This window comes from Delftia sp. WSY_22 (assembly GCF_043104185.1).
Lineage (GTDB): Bacteria > Pseudomonadota > Gammaproteobacteria > Burkholderiales > Burkholderiaceae_C > Comamonas > Comamonas tsuruhatensis.
The window spans coordinates 832,702-851,327 of record NZ_JBICKN010000006.1 but is presented as its reverse complement, the minus strand read 5'-3'; the positions used below and the strand labels follow the sequence as shown (position 1 = coordinate 851,327).

Sequence of the window (18,626 nt, the reverse complement as noted above, 5' to 3'; positions counted from 1 at the left end):
TGCAAGTTTGAGTGGGGGTGAGACGATCACTGGCACGGGGCGAGCGCCCGGAGAATGTCCTAGCCTTCGAGTAGCCCCACCATTTGGGCCAGCGCTTGTCGCAGGGGCTAAGGACTGCTTGGCGCCATGCAGCGTGAGTTCGCCCGGCGGCGGGGGGCGGCAGCTGCCGAGGCAAAGCCGACACCGACAGGCCTGCGACAAACGACTGCAACGGGTAGCTGCCACACAAGAGCCCATGGCAACCCGCGACGCCGCCGCACATCGGCCCTGAGCCCTTGCGCCTCGGCCGATAGCTCGCTCCTCAGCCTTGCTGGCCAAAAAACTAAAGTGCAGTGGCGCGTTTTCCGTACAGACGAAAGTTCAGTGGCGCATCTCTCTAAGGATCGATGGCGCATGGCTTGCAAGGACGTGAGAAATCAACGAGTTATCTGCGTGACGCGCTGCGTGTTCAGTGGCGTTCCGCACGGAGCTTGCGCAATGGAGCCGCACGGCCGCCCTCATTTTTTTCAACAACAATTCAACAATAGTTGTATTATTGATGCATGCAAGAAACCCAAGTCATCCGATCGCTTTCGGCCCTGGCCCATGACGCGCGCCTGCGCGTTTTCCGCGCCCTGGTAGTCGCCGGCCCTGCGGGGCTTACGCCCAGCGCCTTGGCCGAACAGTTGGGTATCGCACCCAACGCGCTGTCGTTCCACCTCAAGGAGCTGTCCCATGCCGAGCTGGTCAGCCAGGAGCGCCTGGGCCGCAATGTGCTGTACCGGGCGTCCTTTGCGGCGATGAACGACCTGCTCGCCTACCTCACCGAAAACTGCTGCCAGGGCGCCGCATGCGCCACGGTGGATGCCTTGCCCTGCAACTGCTGAACGGAGTCCACGATGAAACGCTTCCATGTCCATATGCACGTCGACGATCTGGCCAAGAACATCGCGTTCTATTCCCAGCTGTTTGGTGCCGAGCCCGCCCGCGTGGAAAGCGACTACGCGAAGTGGATGCTGGACGAGCCCCGGGTGAACTTCGCCATTTCGACGCGAGGCGAGAAAGCCGGCCTGGACCACCTGGGCTTCCAAGTGGATGAGGCCGAGGAGCTGGATGCGCTCAAGGCACGCGCCAGGGCCGCCGACCTGGCGATGCTCGACGAAGGCGCCACCACCTGCTGCTATGCACGCAGCGACAAGCACTGGATCACCGATCCCCAGGGGATTGCCTGGGAGCACTTTCATTCGCTGGAGAACATTCCCGTGTTTCACGAGGCCCCTGATGCAGCCGTCGAAGCCAGCGGCGCGTGCTGCGCGCCGACGGCCCCGCGCCAGGCGGCCGCATCTGCCTGCTGCGCCCCAGGCACCGTAGCTGCCTCTTCCTCCAAGTCCTGCTGCTAAGCCACCATGTCTGATTCCATCACCCCCCTGAATGTCCTGTTCCTGTGCACTCACAACTCGGCACGCAGCATCCTGGCCGAAGCTTTGCTCAACGACATGGGCAATGGGCGCTTCAAAGCGTATTCGGCCGGCAGCAGCCCCCGCGCGAATCAGCAGCCCAATCCCTTGAGCTTGCAGGTGCTGCAACGTGCCGGCGTATCTGTGCAGGGGCTGCGCAGCAAGAGCTGGGATGAGTTCGCGGCCCCGCAGGCGCCGCAGATGGACCTGATCATCACCGTCTGCGACAACGCAGCTGGCGAGGTCTGCCCGATCTGGCCCGGCCACCCCGCCACCGCCCACTGGGGATACGCCGATCCCTCGCAGGGAGACGCATCTGAAGAGGTCAAGCTGGAAGCATTCCGACAGACTCTGCACATGATGCGTCGTCGTCTGGAGCTGCTGGTCAACCTGCCCGACGACAAGCTGGAAAAGGCAAGGCTACAGGGCACCGCCCGCGAACTGGCCTCCCACTGACGCCCCCCTTCGTCCACGAATGCGCGCCTTCTGAAACCCGAATCTCCCAGCACCATGCTCATGGCAGTCCTGATCTTCATCTCCACCCTTGTGCTGGTTATCTGGCAGCCGCGCGGCCTGGGCATTGGCTGGAGCGCCTCGCTGGGCGCGGTCGTTGCCCTGCTGGCCGGCGTGGTGCATCTTTCCGACATTCCAGTGGTCTGGGGCATCGTGTGGAATGCGACCGCCACCTTTGTAGCCGTCATCATCATCAGCCTGCTGCTTGACGAGGCCGGCTTCTTCGAATGGGCCGCGCTGCACTTCGCACGCTGGGGCGGCGGCCGGGGCAGCAAGCTGTTCGCGTTCATCGTGCTGCTGGGTGCGGCTGTGTCCGCCTTGTTCGCCAACGACGGCGCCGCCCTGATTCTCACGCCCATCGTGATGGCCATGCTCGTGGCGCTGGGCTTTTCGCCCTCCGCCACGCTGGCATTCGTCATGGCAGCAGGCTTCATCGCCGACACGGCCAGCCTGCCGCTGATCGTCTCCAACCTGGTCAACATCGTCTCGGCCGACTTTTTCAACATCGGCTTCAACGAATACGCCTCGGTAATGGTGCCGGTCAATCTCGCCTCGGTGCTGGCCAGCCTCGCCATGCTGATGCTGTTCTTTCGGCGCGGCATTCCCGCAACCTATGACCTGGCCCAGCTCAGGCGCCCGGCCGATGCGATCCGCGATCCGGCGACCTTTCGCGCGGGCTGGGTGGTTCTGGTCCTGCTGTTGGTCGGCTTCTTCGGGCTGGAGCCGCTGGGCGTGCCTGTCAGCGCGGTCGCGGCCGCAGGTGCCGCCCTGCTGCTGGCCGTGGCGGCACGCGGCTGCGTCATCAGCACCCGCAAGGTACTGCATGGCGCGCCGTGGCAGATCGTCGTGTTCTCGCTGGGCATGTATCTGGTGGTCTACGGATTGCGCAATGCCGGGCTGATCACCTCTATCGCATCCGTTCTGGACCGCTTTGCCCAAGGCGGCGTCTGGGGCGCAGCCATCGGCACGGGGGTGCTCTCGGCCCTGCTGTCGTCTGTGATGAACAACATGCCCACCGTGCTGGTGGGTGCGCTGTCGATCGATGCCTCCAGTGCCACCGGCGTGGTCAGGGATGCCATGGTCTATGCCAACGTGATCGGCTGCGACCTGGGCCCGAAGATTACGCCCATCGGTAGCCTGGCCACGCTGCTGTGGCTGCATGTGCTGGCCAGCAAAGGCATGACCATCGGATGGGGCTACTACTTCAGGGTCGGTACGGTTTTGACGGCCCCCGTGCTGCTCATCACGCTTGCCGCCCTTGCGCTGCGCCTGAGCGTGGCTGCCTGAATTCCCTCACAGAACCCATCTGCCATGAGCACCATCACGATCTATCACAACCCCGCCTGCGGCACATCGCGCAACGTGCTGGCCCTGATCCGCAACAGCGGCGAGGAGCCCGCCGTCATCGAATACCTCAAGACACCGCCCGACCGGGCCACGCTGGAGCGGCTGCTGGCGGACCTGGCCCTGCCTGTGCGGGAGGTTCTGCGGCAAAAAGGTACGCCGTATGACGAGATGGGCCTGGGCGACCCGGAATGGACCGATGCCCAGCTGATTGACGCCATGCTCCGGCACCCTATCCTCATCAATCGCCCCATTGTGGTGACGCCACTGGGCACGCGCCTGTGCCGGCCATCCGAGGTGGTGCTGGACATACTGCCGCGTCCCCAGCAAGGGGCATTCTCCAAGGAGGACGGCGAAGCCGTCATCGACGCGGCAGGACAGCGTGTGGCAAAGCACTGACTTGCCAGATCCGGCCCCTGCGTGGCCAAAGGTGGCGAGGCAGCAACGACCTGCCGCTGTGGCGCGCCGAAGCCTCAGCGGCGCCCCGCTCCTGAGCCTGCTCACCACCCGGGGCGGCTCACGATCCCTTCGGCCGCTGCCTTGAAGTTCGCCATGACTTCATCGATCGGCTGACCCATCTGCGCATGGACGATGGCGCCATCCGCCACCAGGGTGAGCGCAGCGCCCACGGACACGGAACGGCCACCGAACAGGCGATCCAGCACGGACGACATTTCCTGCTTGTGCCGCCGGACCGTCGCCAGGATCTCAGGGTCGGACGAGCCCAGTTCGGCAGCGGCATTGAGAAAGGCGCAGCCCCGAAAGTCGGGCTGGCCGAACCAGCTCCTGAGGGTGGTGGACAGGGCATCCAACGCTGACGAGCCCCCGGCGGCCTCTTGCGCCAGGCTGGCCTGGAACCAGGAAATCCACCGTTCATGGCGGTAGTCGAGGTACGCCCGGATCAGGTCGTCCTTGCTGGCGTACTGGCGGTAGAAGGTGACTTTGCTGACCGACGACCGCTCGATGATCCGGTCCACGCCCGTGGCCCGGATGCCCTCTGCGTAGAAAAGGCCATGGGCTGCCACCAGGATGCGCTCGCGGGGCGGCAGTGACTCGAGAGATGGCTGGGAAGTTTTCATGAAGACATTGTAGACAGATCGTTCCACCTCCGTTAGAGTGGCGCATGTAGACAGATCGTTCTACATCTTTTCAAAGGTCACATCATGGAAACTCGCCCACCCCTGCCCCCGTTCTCTCTCGCAAGCGCCGTCCAAAAGGTCCGTTTGGCCGAGGATGGATGGAACACACGCGATGCGGCCAAGGTCGCGATGGCCTATACCCACGACACGAAATGGCGCAACCGGGCGGAGTTCGCCAACAGCCGCGCCGAGGCCCAGGCCCTTCTTGAGAGGAAGTGGAAGAAGGAGCTGGACTACCGGCTGATCAAGGAGCTTTGGCTGTACGCGGAAAACCGGATCGCAGTCCGCTACGCCTATGAGTGGCACGACGATGCCGGGAACTGGTTCCGGTCGTACGGCAACGAGAACTGGGAATTCGAGGCCGACGGTCTCATGCGCCGGCGCTTCGCATGCATCAACGACATGCCCATCCAGGAATCGGAGCGCAAGTTCCACTGGCCGCTGGGGCGTCGCCCCGATGACCACCCCGGTCTGTCCGACCTGGGCCTGTAGGCAAAGCCCCGGGCCACGTCCCCAGGCAGCCAGCCGCTGCCGCGATGGCCTGGGCGGGAAGGCGCTCCGCCTTACCGACTCAGCGCCTTGCGGACCTCCGCCTGGAACGCCTCGCTGTTGCGAAGGCGCAGATACTCCTGGTATGCGGCCCGATATTCCTGCGTTTCGACTCCGTAGGAGATCGATATCTCCGCATGGCGGTCCAATCCGGCGCGGCGCCAGAGTGCGAGATCGGCGATGACTTCGGCGCGGGAAAGCGCTGCGTCCGATGTGGCTGCCGAGGCGTCTTGCGGCTGCGAATGGGCTGCGAAGCAGCTTGAGAAGGCGATGGCCGCAAGCGCCGGCTTCAGGATGCGTGCGGCTGCAGCAACGGTGGGGGAGGGGGTTGTGTTTGGCATGGTTTGACGGATGGGGGTGGGTGGAGCCGGGCCATGGCTTGGGCCGCCTGCTTGGGCAGGTCGCCTGGGCCGCATGTCCCGCAGGGGTGTTCGGTTGCTTTGCTGTGTGGAAAGGGGGCTCCTTTCGGGAAGTGGCAGGTTCAGGGGGCAACGCTGGCGGGCAGACCGTGGCTGGCGGCTGCCAATGCCCTGGAAGGCTCCGGCGTCCAGCCGCCGCCCAGCGCCTTGAAGATCGCCACCGTCGAGCGCGCCGACTCCATCCGGGCCTGCGCCTGTGCATCGAGCACGCCCAGCAGGCTTTCATCTGCCTGCAGCACCTCGATCAGGCTGACCACGCCCTTGTCGTAGGCGGCGCCTGCGGCCTGCCGGGCTCGCGTGAGCGCAACCGCGCCCCTGGCGAGCACGGCCATCAGCTCCTGCCGCTTGTCCTGAGACACCAGGGCGTTCTCCACTTCTTCCGTGGCGCGCAGTACCGACTGCCGGTAGGCGGCAAGGCTTTCCGCCTCCTGTGCCTGCGCCTGGTGGATCTGGGCGTTGATGCGACCGAAGTCGAACAGCCGCCAGCGCAGGCCGCCCACAACGCTGGCCTGCGATGCGCCGGCGCTGAAGAGATTGCCCGCGGAGATGGAGGTGGCGCTGCCGATCAGGCCGCTGATCGACAGCTTCGGGTAGTACTCGGCGATCGCCACGCCGATGCGTGCGTTCGACGCTGCCAGGCGCCGCTCCGCCGCGATGAGGTCCGGGCGTCGCCGCAGCAGATCGCCGGGCGCCTCCGCCAGGGAAAGGGTTGGCAGCACGGGGACCGGGCGGGGATCGGCCAGCTCTGCCCGGTGCGTGCCGGGTGCCGTGGCCAGCATCACGTCCATGGCGTTGAGCGCGGCTTCGAGCGCATTTTCCAGCGGCGGGACGGTGGCTTGCGCCCGCGCAAGTGCCCCCTCGACCTGGCGCAATTGAAGTTCTGATGCCAGTCCTTTGCTAAACCGCAGGTCGACGATGGAGCGCAGTTGCTGCTGGGTTTGCACTTGCGAGCGTGCCACTGCCAGCCGCGCCTGCAGGCCGCGAATCTGGATATAGATGTCCGCAGTCTGGGCGGCCACCGCGAGCCGCAGGGCAGTGGCGCCGGCTTCCGATGCCTGGTACTCGGCCAGGGAAGCCTGCCTGGCCCTGCGCAAACCACCGAAGAGATCAAGCTCCCAGCTGGCTCCGAGGTTGACCTCCTGGGCGCTGCCGTAGCGATCGAATCCCGGCATGGAGTCGAGCACCCGGCCCAGCGGAGTCTCGACCGACTGATAGCTCCTGGCCGTTTGCGCCGAGACCTGGGCCGACGGCAGCAACGCAGCTGCCGCCGCGTCGAGTCCGGCGCGTGCCTGAAGCACGCGGCCAGCGGCCTGGGCAACATCCAGGTTCTGCTGCAGTGCCGCCGTGACGAGGCGCGCCATTTGCGCATCGCCAAAGGCTGCCCACCAGGCTGCAAGGTCCGTGGGGGAGTCCGGCGATGGAGGCTTGCCCTCACCCAGAGCGCGGCCCCCCATGTAGGCCTGGGGCAGGGCCGTGGCGGGCGGCTGGTAGTCAGGGCCTACCGCACACCCTGCACAAAGGCTGGCGAGCATCAGAAAAACGGGGGCGGCAAGACGCGGCATGTTCAACAGTCAGAAGCGTGGTGACGCTGTGACTATATTCCAAAATGGTCACTTGCATAGTATTTTTTTGATGGAGTAAGCTAGGCCGCATGAGCACCACCAACGTCTATCCGACCTCTGCGCGCGGCCCGGTCGAACACGATGTCCGGCAACAGATCGTGACTGCGGCGAAAGCGCATTTCAGCCGCTACGGCTACGAGAAAACCACGGTGTCCGACCTTGCCAAGGCCATCGGCTTTTCCAAGGCCTACATCTACAAGTTCTTCGAGTCCAAGCAGGTCATCGGCGAGATGATCTGTTCCAACTGCCTGATGGAGATGGAGGCGGAGATCCGCCAGGCCGTCGCCAGCACGGATGCGCCTCCCGAGCAGCTGCGGCGCCTGTTCAAGGCGATCGTCGCTGCCACGCTGCGGCTTTTCTCCGAGGACCGCAAGCTGTACGAGATCGCCATTTCGGCGTCGGCCGAGCGCTGGCAGGCAGCGCAGGCCTATGAGGAACGCATGCATCAGCTGCTGCTGCAGGTGCTCGACGCCGGGCGCCAGCGGGGCGATTTCGAGCGCAAGACGCCGCTGGATGAAACCGGGCGCGCCATCTTCCTGGTCATGCTCCCCTATCTGAACCCGGTGATGCTGCAGCACAGCCTCGACCATGCGGACGAGGCGCCCGCACAACTGGCCGGATTGGTGCTGAGAAGCCTGTCGCCCTAAATCCTGCAATTGTGACCATTGACATAAATGGTCACTAATCACAGAATCGGGTCCTGCTCATTGATCGGGACCCCCTCATGCTTCGGCACCGCCATCTGTCCATCGCCGCTGTCGGCGCACTGTCACTTGCACTCGCAGCCTGCGGCAAAAGCCCGCCGCCGGATCCGCGCACCCAGCCACCCCTCGTTCGCACCACCCTGGTAGCGCCAGGCAATGCTTCCGAGCGCGTCTTCACCGGCACCATCGCGGCCAGGGTGCAGGGCGATCTTGGATTTCGCGTGGCCGGCAAGGTGCTCGAGCGCCTGGTGGATACAGGCCAGACGGTCAGGCGCGGCCAGGCATTGCTGCGCCTCGACCCGGTGGACCTGAAGCTGGCCGCCCATGCCCAGCAGGAGGCCGTCGCAGCCGCCAGGGCACGGGCTCAGCAGACCAGCGACGAGGAGCAGCGCTACCGTGACCTGCAGGGAACGGGTGCCGTTTCGGCCTTGGCCCATGAACAGATCAAGGCGGCCGCGGATGCTGCCCGCGCCCAGCTCAGGGCGGCCGAAGCGCAGGCCGCCGCAGCGCTGAACGCCAGCCGCTACGCCGAACTGCTGGCCGATGCCGATGGCATCGTGATGGAAACACTTGCCGAGCCTGGCCAGGTCGTCAGTGCCGGCCAGGTGGTCGTGCGCCTCGCCCATGCCGGCAGGCGCGAAGCAGTCGTCCAGTTGCCCGAGACACTGCGGCCCGCGCTGGGCTCGGCGGCCCAGGCCCGCCTGTTCGGCAGGGAGGAGGTGGTCATCCCCGCCAGACTGCGCCAGCTGTCCGATGTGGCCGACCGGGCCACCCGCACCTTTGAGGCCCGCTATGTGCTGGACGCCGGCGCGGCGGCCAGCGCCCCGCTGGGCAGCACGGTCACGCTCAGGATTGGCGGGACATCGACATCGACATCGACATCGACATCGACATCGACATCGACAGCGACGGCCGGCAAGTCAACCCTGCAGGTCCCCATCGGCGCCATCCTCGATGAGGGCAAGGGCGCCGCTGTCTGGGTGGTGCAGGGCGATCAGGTCAGGCGCCAGCCCGTCACCGTGGTTCAGGTGCAGGACGGCAATGCCCAGGTGGTGGGTGCGCTCGACCAGGGGGACCGGATCGTCGCGCTCGGCGCGCATTTGCTGAGCGAGGGTGCGCAGGTGCGGCTGGACAGCGAGGCGCCGGCGCCTTCAACGGCAACAACGTCCACGGCGTCCTCCGTGTCCAAGGGAGCGTCCCGTGAGTGAAGGCCGTTTCAACCTGTCGGCGCTTGCCGTCCGTGAGCGCTCCATCACGCTGTTCCTGATCCTGCTGATTTCGCTGACGGGTGTCTTTGCCTTCCTCAAGCTGGGCCGGGCGGAAGATCCGGCCTTCACCGTCAAGGTCATGACCATCATCACGGCCTGGCCTGGCGCCACCCCGCAGGAAATGCAGGACCAGGTGGCAGAGAAGCTGGAAAAGCGCCTGCAGGAGCTGCGCTGGTATGACCGCACCGAAACCTTCGTCAGACCGGGGCTGGCCTTCACCACGCTGACCCTGCTCGACTCCACGCCCCCCGGCGAGGTGCAGGAGGAGTTCTACCAGGCCCGCAAGAAGCTCGGTGACGAGGCCCGCAACCTGCCGGCGGGCGTGATCGGCCCGATGGTGAACGACGAGTACGCCGACGTGACCTTTGCGATCTACGCCCTCAAGGCGCGCGGCGAGGAGCCCCGGGCGCTGGTGCGCGATGCCGAAGCCTTGCGCCAGCGTCTTTTGCATGTGCCGGGCGTCAAGAAGGTCAACATCGTCGGCGAGCAATCCGAGCGGATCTACGTGGAGTTCTCGCACGAGCGCCTGGCCACGCTGGGCATCAGTCCGCAGGACGTCTTCGCGGCATTGAACAACCAGAACGCCCTCACGCCTGCCGGGTCGGTGGAGACCCAGGGTCCGCAGGTGTTCATCCGCATCGACGGGGCGTTCGACGCGCTGCAGAAGATCCGCGACACGCCCATCGTGGTCCAGGGCCGCACGGTCAAGCTGTCCGACATCGCCACCGTCCAGCGCGGCTACGAAGACCCCTCGACCTTCATCATCCGCAACGGTGCGGAGCCTGCCTTGCTGCTGGGCGTCGTCATGCGCGACGGCTGGAACGGGCTGGACCTGGGCAAGGCGCTGGACCGGGAGGTGGGCGCCATCAACGCAGACATGCCGCTGGGCATGGGCCTGACCAAGGTGACGGACCAGGCCGTGAACATCAGCGCCTCCGTCGACGAGTTCATGCTCAAGTTCCTGGCCGCGCTGCTGGTCGTGCTGGTGGTGTGCTTCGCCAGCATGGGCTGGCGCGTTGGCGTGGTGGTGGCTGCGGCCGTGCCGCTGACGCTGGCGGCCGTGTTCATCATCATGGCTGCCACGGGAAAGAATTTCGACCGCATCACGCTCGGCTCGCTGATCCTTGCGCTGGGCCTGCTGGTGGACGACGCCATCATCGCCATCGAGATGATGGTGGTGAAGATGGAAGAGGGCTACGACCGCGTGGCCGCGTCCGCCTACGCCTGGAGCCATACCGCGGCGCCCATGCTGTCCGGAACGCTGGTGACGGCGGTGGGCTTCATGCCCAACGGGTTCGCACGCTCCACGGCGGGCGAGTACACCAGCAACATGTTCTGGATCGTCGGCATCGCGCTCATCGTGTCCTGGGTGGTGGCCGTGGTGTTCACGCCCTATCTGGGCGTGAAGATGCTGCCCCCTCTCAAAAAGGTCGAAGGCGGACATGCGGCGATGTATGGCACGCCCCGCTACGAGCGCCTGCGGCGCGTGCTGGGCAAGGTGATCGCCCGCAAGGGCATGGTGGCCGCAGTCGTGGGCGGGCTCATGGTGGCTTCCGTGCTGGGCATGTCCATCGTGAAGAAGCAGTTCTTTCCCATCTCCGACCGGCCCGAGGTGATGGTCGAGGTGCAGATGCCCTACGGCACCTCCATCGGCCAGACGAGCGAGACCACCCGCACGGTGGAAGCCTGGCTGCTGCAGCAGCCCGAATCGGAGATCGTGACCGCCTATATCGGCCAGGGCGCACCGCGCTTTTTTCTGGCCATCTCCCCTGAGCTGCCCGACCCGTCGTTCGCCAAGATCGTCGTGCGCACCGCCAACCAGGCGCAGCGCGACGCACTCAAGCTCAGGTTGCGCGAGGCCATCGCCCAGGGACTGGCCCCGCAGGCGCAGGTGCGCGCATCGCAGATCGTGTTCGGGCCGTACTCCCCGTTCCCCGTGGCGTATCGCGTCTCCGGCCCCGACCCGCAGCGGCTGCGCGACATTGCCGGCCAGGTGCACCAGGTGCTGCACGACAGCCCGATGATGCGGACCGTGAACTCCGACTGGGGCGTGCGCACCCCCGTCATGCGCTTCACCCTGGACCAGGACCGGCTGCAGGCCATGGGCCTGACCTCCGCGGCAGTCGCGCAGCAGCTGCAATTCCTGCTCAGCGGCGTGCCCGTGACCACCGTGCGCGAGGACATCCGCACCGTGCAGGTGATGGCGCGTTCTGCGGGCGGCACCCGCCACGATGTGGCCAGGGTCGGCGACTTCACGCTCACCAACGCCACTGGCCAGCGCATACCGCTGTCGCAGCTGGGCGAGGTCACCGTGCAGATGGAGGAGCCCGTCATGCGCCGCCGCGACCGCATGCCCACCATCACGGTCCGCGGAGACATCGATGACAGCCTGCAGCCGCCCGATGTCTCGGCGGCCATCACCCGGCAGCTGGAGCCCATCAGGAAGGCGTTGCCTGCGGGCTACCGCATCGACGAGGCCGGCTCCATCGAGGAATCCGGCAAGGCCATGACGGCCATGCTGCCCCTGTTCCCGATCATGATCGCCATCACGCTGATCATCATCATCTTGCAGGTGCGGTCGATATCGGCCACGGTCATGGTGTTCCTGACCAGCCCCCTGGGATTGATCGGCGTGGTGCCGACGCTGATCGTCTTTCAGCAGCCCTTCGGCATCAATGCACTGGTGGGGCTGATCGCGCTGTCGGGCATCCTGATGCGCAACACGCTGATCCTGATCGGGCAGATCCAGCACAACGAGCAGGAGGGGCTTGCGCCGTTCCAGGCGGTGGTGGAGGCCACCGTCCAGCGCGCCCGGCCCGTGATCCTGACCGCGCTGGCGGCGATCCTGGCCTTCATCCCGCTGACCCAATCGGTGTTCTGGGGGACGCTGGCCTATACGCTGATCGGCGGCACGCTCGCCGGCACGGTGCTGACGCTGGTCTTCCTGCCCGCCATGTACTCGATCTGGTTCAGGATCAGGCCCGGCGAAGCACGGCGCTGATGCACGGCACACGCGCCCAGGGCTTTGGCCGATTGGCCACAATGGGGCATCCCGTTCCAGGCTCAGGAGGCCATGCATGTCCGATATCCGCTGCGGCGATTCCATCCACCCACGCGCATCCCTGGGCCGCCGCTGCGCGCGCGCCGCCGCTCCCCTGCTGGCGGCGCTGCTGCTGTCGCCGCTGGCCCAGGCAGCGCTCAAGGTGGGCGACACCGCGCCGCGCTTCACCACGCCGGCTGCGGTGGCGGGCAAGGCCTTCGATTTCGACATGGCCGCCACCCTCAGGAAGGGGCCGGTGGTGCTGTATTTCTTCCCCAAGGCCTTCACCCAGGGCTGCACCATGGAAGCCCACGCCTTTGCCGAGGCCACGCCGCGTTTCGCGGCCATGGGCGCCACGGTGGTGGGCATGTCGCATGACGACATCGATACGCTCAAGCGCTTTTCCACCGAGGCCTGCCGCGACCAGTTCGCCGTGGCATCGGACCCGCAGGCGCAGACCATCCGCGCCTACGACGCCTCGGCCGCCGCCAACCCCCAGCGCGCCGACCGCATCTCCTACGTGATCGGGCAGGACGGCAAGGTCCGCTTCGTGCACATGGGCTCGGACCCGGACGAGCATGTGCGCCAGACCGAGGCCGCGGTCAAGCGGCTGACCGGAAAGTAGCCCGCCGCGCGGCCCCTGTCAGGGGCCGTTGCCCTCGCCGGCCAGGATCTCGGCGTATTCCTCGTCCGTGAACAGCCTGGAGCGTGTGTGGAAGGCCTTGCCCGTGCTGCCCTCCAGCGAGAAGGTGCCGCCCTGGCCCTCGATCACGTCCAGGATGAGCTGGGTGTGCTTCCAGTATTCGTACTGCGACTTGCCGATGTAGAAGGGCGCGCCGCCCACCTGGCCCAGCAGCACGTCCTGGGCGCCTATCGTCAGCTCGCCGGGCAGGTAGCAGTTGGCGGCGCTGTTGTCGCAGCAGCCGCCGGACTGGTGGAAGAACACCGGCCCGTGCTGCGCCTGCAGGTCGGCGATCAGCGCCAGCGCGGCCTCGGTGGCAATCACTTTGTCAACCATGGGGTGGTCCTTTCCTGGACGGCCGGCCGCGCTGCGCGCCGCCGGCCGCATTCACCTGGGAAGAACTTCAGAAGAAGCCCAGCTTGTTCTCGCTGTAGCTGACCAGCAGGTTCTTGGTCTGCTGGTAGTGGTCCAGCATCATCTTGTGGGTCTCGCGGCCGATGCCCGATTCCTTGTAGCCTCCAAAGGCCGCGTGCGCCGGATAGGCGTGGTAGCAGTTGGTCCACACGCGCCCGGCCTTGATGGCGCGGCCCATGCGGTAGGCCACGTTGCCGTTGCGGCTCCACACGCCCGCGCCCAGGCCGTAGAGCGTGTCGTTGGCAATGGCCAGGGCCTCGGCCTCGTCCTTGAAGGTGGTCACGGCCAGCACGGGGCCGAAGATTTCCTCCTGGAAGATGCGCATCTTGTTGTGGCCCTTGAACAGCGTGGGCTGCACGTAGTAGCCGCCTTCCAGGTCGCCGCCCAGATGGGCCTGGCCGCCGCCGGCCAGCACCTCGGCGCCCTCCTGCTTGCCCAGGTCCAGGTACGACAGGATCTTGGTGAGCTGCTCCTTGGACGCCTGCGCGCCCATCATGCTGTCGGTGTCCAGCGGGTTGGCATGCCGGATGGCGGCCACGCGCTGGAGCACGCGCTCCATGAAGCGGTCGTAGATGCTTTCGTGGATCAGCGCGCGGCTGGGGCAGGTGCAGACCTCGCCCTGGTTGAAGGCGAACAGCACCAGCCCTTCGACGGCCTTGTCGAGGAAGGCATCGTCCTTGTCCATCACATCGGCGAAGAAGATGTTGGGCGACTTGCCGCCCAGCTCCAGCGTGGCCGGGATCAGGTTGTTGGCGGCGGCCTGGGCGATCACGCGGCCCGTGGAGGTGGAGCCCGTGAAGGCGATCTTGGCGATGCGCTTGCTGGTGGCCAGCGGCATGCCGGCCTCTCGGCCGAAGCCATTGACGATGTTGAGCACGCCGGGCGGCAGCAGGTCGGCAATGAGCTCGGCCAGGATCAGGATGCTGATGGGCGTGGACTCGGCCGGCTTGAGCACCACGCAGTTGCCTGCGCCCAGCGCGGGCGCCAGCTTCCAGGCCGCCATGAGGATGGGGAAGTTCCAGGGAATGATCTGGCCCACCACGCCCAGCGGCTCCTGGATGTGATAGGCCACCGTGGTCTCGTCGATATGGCTGAGCGCGCCTTCCTGGGCGCGCACGCAGCCCGCGAAATAGCGGAAATGGTCCACGGTCAGCGGGATGTCTGCATTCAGCGTCTCGCGGATGGCCTTGCCGTTGTCCACGGTCTCGGCATAGGCGAGCAGCTCCAGGTTGGCCTCGATGCGGTCGGCGATCTTCAGCAGAACGTTCGCACGCTCGGCCGCGCTGGTGCGGCCCCAGGCGTCGCTGGCGGCATGGGCGGCGTCCAGCGCCAGTTCGATGTCCTCGGCCGTGGAGCGCGCGGCGCGGGTGTAGACCTTGCCGCTGATGGGGGTGACCACGTCGAAGTACTGCTCCTTGACCGGAGGTACGAACCTGCCGCCGATGAAGTTGTCGTAGCGGGCCTTGTAGGCGATCTTGGCGCCAGCGGCGCCGGGTGCTGCGTAGACGGTCATGCTGCTTGTCTCCTGAGGATGCTTATGGGTCTGTTGTGATCGGGTGTGGATCGGGATATCCGGCCATGGCCGGACGGCAGACATGATTCAAAAGCCGTGCCAGCCCGCAGGCCGCAGGGCAGGTGCCCGCAAAGGCGCGCGGGACGTGGCTGCTGCGGGTATTCCCGTGCGCGTTCGCCCTGTGCCGTGACGTTGCGCAACAGGACAACTGTCCAGAAATGGAACAGTCGGGCGCCTGACCCGCCACTTGGCTTGCCCGGTGCCCGCCGGCCCCGCATACTGGCCCGCAACGCGGCGCAATGACGCCCGAGCAGGAGACAGCATGCAATCGAGAGCCTCCCTTGTGGCCTTGCGCCAGGCCCGTCACAGCCTGATGGAGTCGGGCCGCTGCCCCAGCGGCCTGGTGGACGAGCGCCTGGCGCGCTCGTGGCAGCGCTGCATCGAGCAGGGACTGCGTCCCACCGGGCGCCTGGGCGCCGCCGACAACCTGGAGCAGCATGCGCTGGGCGTGCTGCGCAGCCGCCACCATGCGCTGCTGGCGCATTCACGGCCCGTCATGGAATACCTGTCCGAGCAAGTGCGCGGCAGCCAGAGCGTGGTGGTGCTGGCCGGCCCCTGCGGCACCCTGGTGGATACCTGCGGCGACCCCTTCTTTCTGGGCAAGGCCGAGCGCGTGGCCCTGGCCAGCGGCGCGTCCTGGCATGAGGCGCAGCGCGGCACCAATGCCATCGGCACGGCACTGGCCGAGATGGACTCCATCGAAATCCAGGGCGGCGAGCATTTCCTGGAGCGCAACGGCTTTCTCACCTGCGCGGCCGCGCCCATCCTGTCGGGCACGGGCCAGCTGCTGGGCATCCTGGACATCTCCAGCGAACATGGCCGGGGCAGCCCGCACACGCTGGGCCTGGTCGGCACGGCGGCCCGCATGATCGAAAACCGCCTCATGGCCTGCGACGGCCAGCGCCACATCCGCCTGCACCTGCACGCGCGGCCCGAAGGCATTGGCACGGTGGCCGAAGGCATTGCGCTGATCTCCGCGGACGGATGGCTGGTGGGCGCCAACCGCGCCGCTCTGGCCTTGCTGCGCCTGTCGCACGCGCAGCTGGGCAGCGTGGCGCTGGACCAGGTGCTGGACGCCAGCCTGCAGGAGCTGCTGTCACGCCAGCACCGCCAGCCCGATGCGGCCCAGCCGCTGCGGCGCCATGACGGCACGGCGCTGTTCGGCCAGCTGGTGCCGGACCGGCGCACGGTCCGGTCCTCGGTCGTGGAGCGGGTTGCAGAACAACAGCAACGGCAACAGGCGCCGCAGCAGCCGGCGCGCGATGCGCTGGCGCGGCTGGACACGGGCGATGCGCGCTGGCGTGCGGCGGCCGACAAGGCCCGGCGCGTGCTGGGCAAGCCGATTGCGCTGCTCATCCAGGGCGAGTCCGGCGTGGGCAAGGAATGGTTTGCGCGCGCGGCCCACGACAGCGGGCCGCGCCGCGACGGCCCCTTCGTGGCCATCAACTGCGCGGCCATGCCCGAGTCGCTGATCGAGGCCGAGCTGTTCGGCTACCGCCAGGGCGCCTTCACGGGCGGGCGGCGCGAAGGACAGGCGGGCCTGCTGCGCCAGGCGCACGGCGGCACCCTGTTCCTGGACGAGATCGGCGACATGCCGCTGTCGCTGCAGACCCGGCTGCTGCGCGTGCTGCAGGAGCGGCAGGTGGTGCCGCTGGGCGGTGGCACGCCCGTTGCGGTCGATTTCGCGCTGGTCAGCGCCTCCAACCGCAGGCTGCGCGAGGATGCCGACCAGGGACGTTTTCGTGCCGACCTGTACTACCGCATCAACGGCCTGGCCGTGGAGCTGCCTCCGCTGCGCGAGCGCGGCGACTTCGAGGCGCTGGCCGCGCGCATGCTGGCCGACATCGAACCCGCGCGCCCGCTGCGCATGGCACCGGCCCTGCTGGCGCAGCTGGCCGGCCATGGCTGGCCCGGCAATCTGCGCCAGTGCGCCAGCGTGCTGAGAACGGCGTGCGCCATGCTCGATCCCCATGAGGACTGCCTGCAGTGGCAGCATCTGCCAGACGACTTCCAGGCCGAGCTGGCGCAGACCGCCCGCAGCGGCCCCCGGCTCGACGCTGCGCCGCAAAGCCTGGATGAACTCTCGCGCTCGGCCGTGCGGCAGGCGCTGGAGAACTGCCGGGGCAATGTCACCCAGGCCGCGCGCATGCTGGGCATCAGCCGCCAGACGCTGTACCGCAAGCTGGCCCAGGACCGTGCGGCGGACGGCTTGCGGCTGCAATGAGGCGCCTGCCGGTGCTCAGGCCTTGAAGGTGATCCAGGGCCTGAGCTTCACGGCGGCGTGGATCAGGCCGGCCGCCTCCTGCGACTCGATGACCGGGCCGATGGGCTTGTAGGCTTCGGGCGCCTCCTCGATGCGGCGCTCCTCGCGCAGCGTCACGCATTGCCAGCCCTGTTCGCCCGAATGGCCTGCACGGGCTTCGGGCCGGAGCGCGCGCACGGCCTGGCGGCGCATGCGCCGCCCCGCGCCATGACTGCAGGACCAGAGCCAGTCGGCCGCGCCCAGGCCCGTGACCAGGTAGGAGCCATCGCCCATGGACCCCGGGATCAGCGCGAAGTCGCCCACGTTGGCCGGTGTGGCGCCCTTGCGGTGGATGTTCATGCCGCCTTGCTGCAAGACCACGTTGTGCGGCACATCGACCACCAGGCGCGAATCCGCTGCGCCCACGATCTGCTCCAGGTCCTTGCGCACCAGCTCGGCCAGCACCACGCGGTTGGCCCAGGCATAGCGCGCCGCCACGCCCATGGCCTGCAGGTACTCGCCGGCCAGCGGACCCGACAGGCCGTACAGGCCGCTGGCCGGGTGCTTCACGCCTTGCGGCCACTCGGCCCGGGCGCGGTCCATCCAGGCCTGGCCCACGTAAAAGCCCAGGTCGCGCGATCCGCTGTGGATCATCACCACCACGTCGCCTGCGCGCAGGCCCGCGCGGTAGGCCGCGTGGCGGTCCAGCACCTCGTCGACCACCTGCAGTTCCACGAAATGGTTGCCCGATCCCACCGTGCCCAGGCACGGGTCGCGGAACACGGCATGGCGCTCCTGCAGATAGGCATGGGGCGCGTGGCGGGCGCTGCCAGCGAAGCTGTCCAGGCCGATGCAGGCGGCCAGTTCGCGGTGCAGGCGGTCCCTGTCGACATGGCCCCACAGGCCCTGGCCGTTCAGCCGGTCCACAAAGGCGGCCGGCCCGTGGTCGAACAGCGCGCGGAAGGCGGCCGTGGTCACGGGCACGTCGCGCCCGCTGCCCAGCAGGCTGGCGCTCAGCAGTTCCACCAGCCGGCCCTTGTGCGGCGCCAGCTGGTCCAGCCGGGCGCCCGTGGTCAGCAGGCGCACGCTGCAGTTGATGTCCGTGCCGATGGCGGCCGGAATGACGAAGTCCGATGGCGTGGCCACCACGCTGCCCACGGGCGCCACCGTGCCCGGATGGAAGTCGGGCGTGGCGCAGGCACGGCAGACGGCGCCGTGGCTGCCCTGGCCGTCATGCCGGCGCACGGCCGCAAAGGCCAGCAACTGGCGAACGGCCTTGTCCTCCAGGGGAAGGCTGTCGGGAAGAAGAATGTGGGCCTCGGCCTGGCCATCGCGCACGTGGTAGATGCCGTCGCGATAGTCGAGAGAGATGCCCGTGCGTGCAAAGGCACGCTGGAGTCGTTGAGGAGTGCTCATGGCTGCAGATCCGCGAGGCCTGGTTGGCGCTCGCCGCGTCCGGTGGGTGTACGGACGATGAAAGACACCCGGGCGGCAAAGGCCCGGAAAACGTCTTTCCTGCAGCAGCTCGTTCAAGAAAGAAGGGGCGCAGTATAGCGGCAGATTTTCGAATCGTCTGCAGTGTCGATGGTTATTAATAAATTTGTATTCATTTCAATAGAAAATAATAATGATTGCTATCCTGCCCGGAAATCCGCGTAAACACCCATGCGCGGACTACTGA

At 67.0% G+C, this 18,626-nt stretch carries 17 protein-coding genes; 11 read left to right on the top strand and 6 right to left on the bottom strand.

Translation table 11 applies throughout. The features are described from left to right. Positions 1-542 precede the first annotated feature (542 nt). From ACF8NF_RS04460 to arsC, 5 genes are read left to right on the top strand one after another with little or no spacing between them, the layout of a single operon-like run. A complete protein-coding gene (locus ACF8NF_RS04460; protein WP_392450128.1) occupies positions 543-866 on the top strand; it encodes an ArsR/SmtB family transcription factor in 324 nt (107 codons plus the stop codon). A gap of 12 nt (positions 867-878) precedes the next feature. After that, entirely contained in the window at positions 879-1,379 is a 501-nt protein-coding gene (locus ACF8NF_RS04455) for an ArsI/CadI family heavy metal resistance metalloenzyme (protein ID WP_046988451.1), read from the top strand. A 6-nt stretch (positions 1,380-1,385) separates the two neighbouring features. Beyond that, entirely contained in the window at positions 1,386-1,892 is a 507-nt protein-coding gene (locus ACF8NF_RS04450; protein ID WP_016445462.1) for an arsenate reductase ArsC, read from the top strand. Between the two features lie 54 nt (positions 1,893-1,946). Beyond that, the gene (locus tag ACF8NF_RS04445; RefSeq protein WP_016445463.1) at positions 1,947-3,236 is read left to right on the top strand and encodes an arsenic transporter; all 1,290 of its coding nucleotides are present in this window, start codon (positions 1,947-1,949) and stop codon (positions 3,234-3,236) included. A 24-nt stretch (positions 3,237-3,260) separates the two neighbouring features. Then, complete coding sequence (gene arsC, locus ACF8NF_RS04440) at positions 3,261-3,692, top strand: arsenate reductase (glutaredoxin) (protein ID WP_016450895.1); 432 nt, start codon at positions 3,261-3,263, stop codon at positions 3,690-3,692. A gap of 101 nt (positions 3,693-3,793) precedes the next feature. Here the strand turns inward: arsC and ACF8NF_RS04435 are convergent, their stop codons facing one another. Next, positions 3,794-4,372 carry a TetR/AcrR family transcriptional regulator gene (locus ACF8NF_RS04435; protein ID WP_160852866.1) on the bottom strand — a complete coding sequence of 193 codons (579 nt, stop codon included), beginning with the start codon at positions 4,370-4,372 and terminating at the stop codon, positions 3,794-3,796. An 84-nt stretch (positions 4,373-4,456) separates the two neighbouring features. On the opposite strand from ACF8NF_RS04435, the gene ACF8NF_RS04430 reads away from it, so the two are divergent. Further along, on the top strand, positions 4,457-4,924 hold the full coding sequence (locus ACF8NF_RS04430; protein ID WP_392450126.1) for a DUF1348 family protein: 468 nt from the start codon (positions 4,457-4,459) through the stop codon (positions 4,922-4,924). A 71-nt stretch (positions 4,925-4,995) separates the two neighbouring features. Here ACF8NF_RS04430 and ACF8NF_RS04425 read toward each other — a convergent pair whose 3' ends face one another. After that, positions 4,996-5,322, bottom strand: coding sequence for a DUF4148 domain-containing protein (locus tag ACF8NF_RS04425; RefSeq protein WP_016450897.1), 327 nt, complete (start codon positions 5,320-5,322; stop codon positions 4,996-4,998). 140 nt (positions 5,323-5,462) lie between these two features. Then, positions 5,463-6,962 (bottom strand): efflux transporter outer membrane subunit, encoded by a 1,500-nt coding sequence (locus tag ACF8NF_RS04420; protein WP_392450125.1) that lies wholly within the window; start codon positions 6,960-6,962, stop codon positions 5,463-5,465. A gap of 89 nt (positions 6,963-7,051) precedes the next feature. Between ACF8NF_RS04420 and ACF8NF_RS04415 the strand changes: the two genes are divergently transcribed. The 4 genes from ACF8NF_RS04415 (at position 7,052) to ACF8NF_RS04400 (ending at position 12,659) form a co-directional block, all read left to right on the top strand. Then, positions 7,052-7,669, top strand: a complete 618-nt coding sequence (locus ACF8NF_RS04415; RefSeq protein WP_046240240.1) for a TetR/AcrR family transcriptional regulator — start codon at positions 7,052-7,054, stop codon at positions 7,667-7,669. Positions 7,670-7,746: 77 nt separating this feature from the next. Next, entirely contained in the window at positions 7,747-8,934 is a 1,188-nt protein-coding gene (locus ACF8NF_RS04410) for an efflux RND transporter periplasmic adaptor subunit (RefSeq protein WP_392450124.1), read from the top strand. Continuing rightward, a complete protein-coding gene (locus ACF8NF_RS04405) occupies positions 8,927-11,995 on the top strand; it encodes an efflux RND transporter permease subunit (protein WP_392450123.1) in 3,069 nt (1,022 codons plus the stop codon). Before ACF8NF_RS04410 ends, ACF8NF_RS04405 begins: the two co-directional genes overlap by 8 nt. A gap of 76 nt (positions 11,996-12,071) precedes the next feature. Next, positions 12,072-12,659, top strand: coding sequence for a peroxiredoxin (locus tag ACF8NF_RS04400; protein ID WP_392450121.1), 588 nt, complete (start codon positions 12,072-12,074; stop codon positions 12,657-12,659). Between the two features lie 18 nt (positions 12,660-12,677). Here ACF8NF_RS04400 and ACF8NF_RS04395 read toward each other — a convergent pair whose 3' ends face one another. Both ACF8NF_RS04395 and ACF8NF_RS04390 read right to left on the bottom strand, forming a co-directional pair. After that, positions 12,678-13,052, bottom strand: a complete 375-nt coding sequence (locus tag ACF8NF_RS04395) for a DUF779 domain-containing protein (protein ID WP_047326464.1) — start codon at positions 13,050-13,052, stop codon at positions 12,678-12,680. Positions 13,053-13,119: 67 nt separating this feature from the next. Continuing rightward, positions 13,120-14,643, bottom strand: a complete 1,524-nt coding sequence (locus tag ACF8NF_RS04390; RefSeq protein ID WP_012207447.1) for an aldehyde dehydrogenase family protein — start codon at positions 14,641-14,643, stop codon at positions 13,120-13,122. A 322-nt stretch (positions 14,644-14,965) separates the two neighbouring features. Here ACF8NF_RS04390 and ACF8NF_RS04385 point away from each other — a divergent pair, with 322 nt between their 5' ends. Further along, the gene (locus ACF8NF_RS04385) at positions 14,966-16,927 is read left to right on the top strand and encodes a sigma-54-dependent Fis family transcriptional regulator (protein ID WP_392450119.1); all 1,962 of its coding nucleotides are present in this window, start codon (positions 14,966-14,968) and stop codon (positions 16,925-16,927) included. Between the two features lie 15 nt (positions 16,928-16,942). Here ACF8NF_RS04385 and ACF8NF_RS04380 read toward each other — a convergent pair whose 3' ends face one another. After that, on the bottom strand, positions 16,943-18,361 hold the full coding sequence (locus tag ACF8NF_RS04380; protein WP_392450118.1) for an RtcB family protein: 1,419 nt from the start codon (positions 18,359-18,361) through the stop codon (positions 16,943-16,945). Between the last annotated feature and the right edge of the window lie 265 nt (positions 18,362-18,626).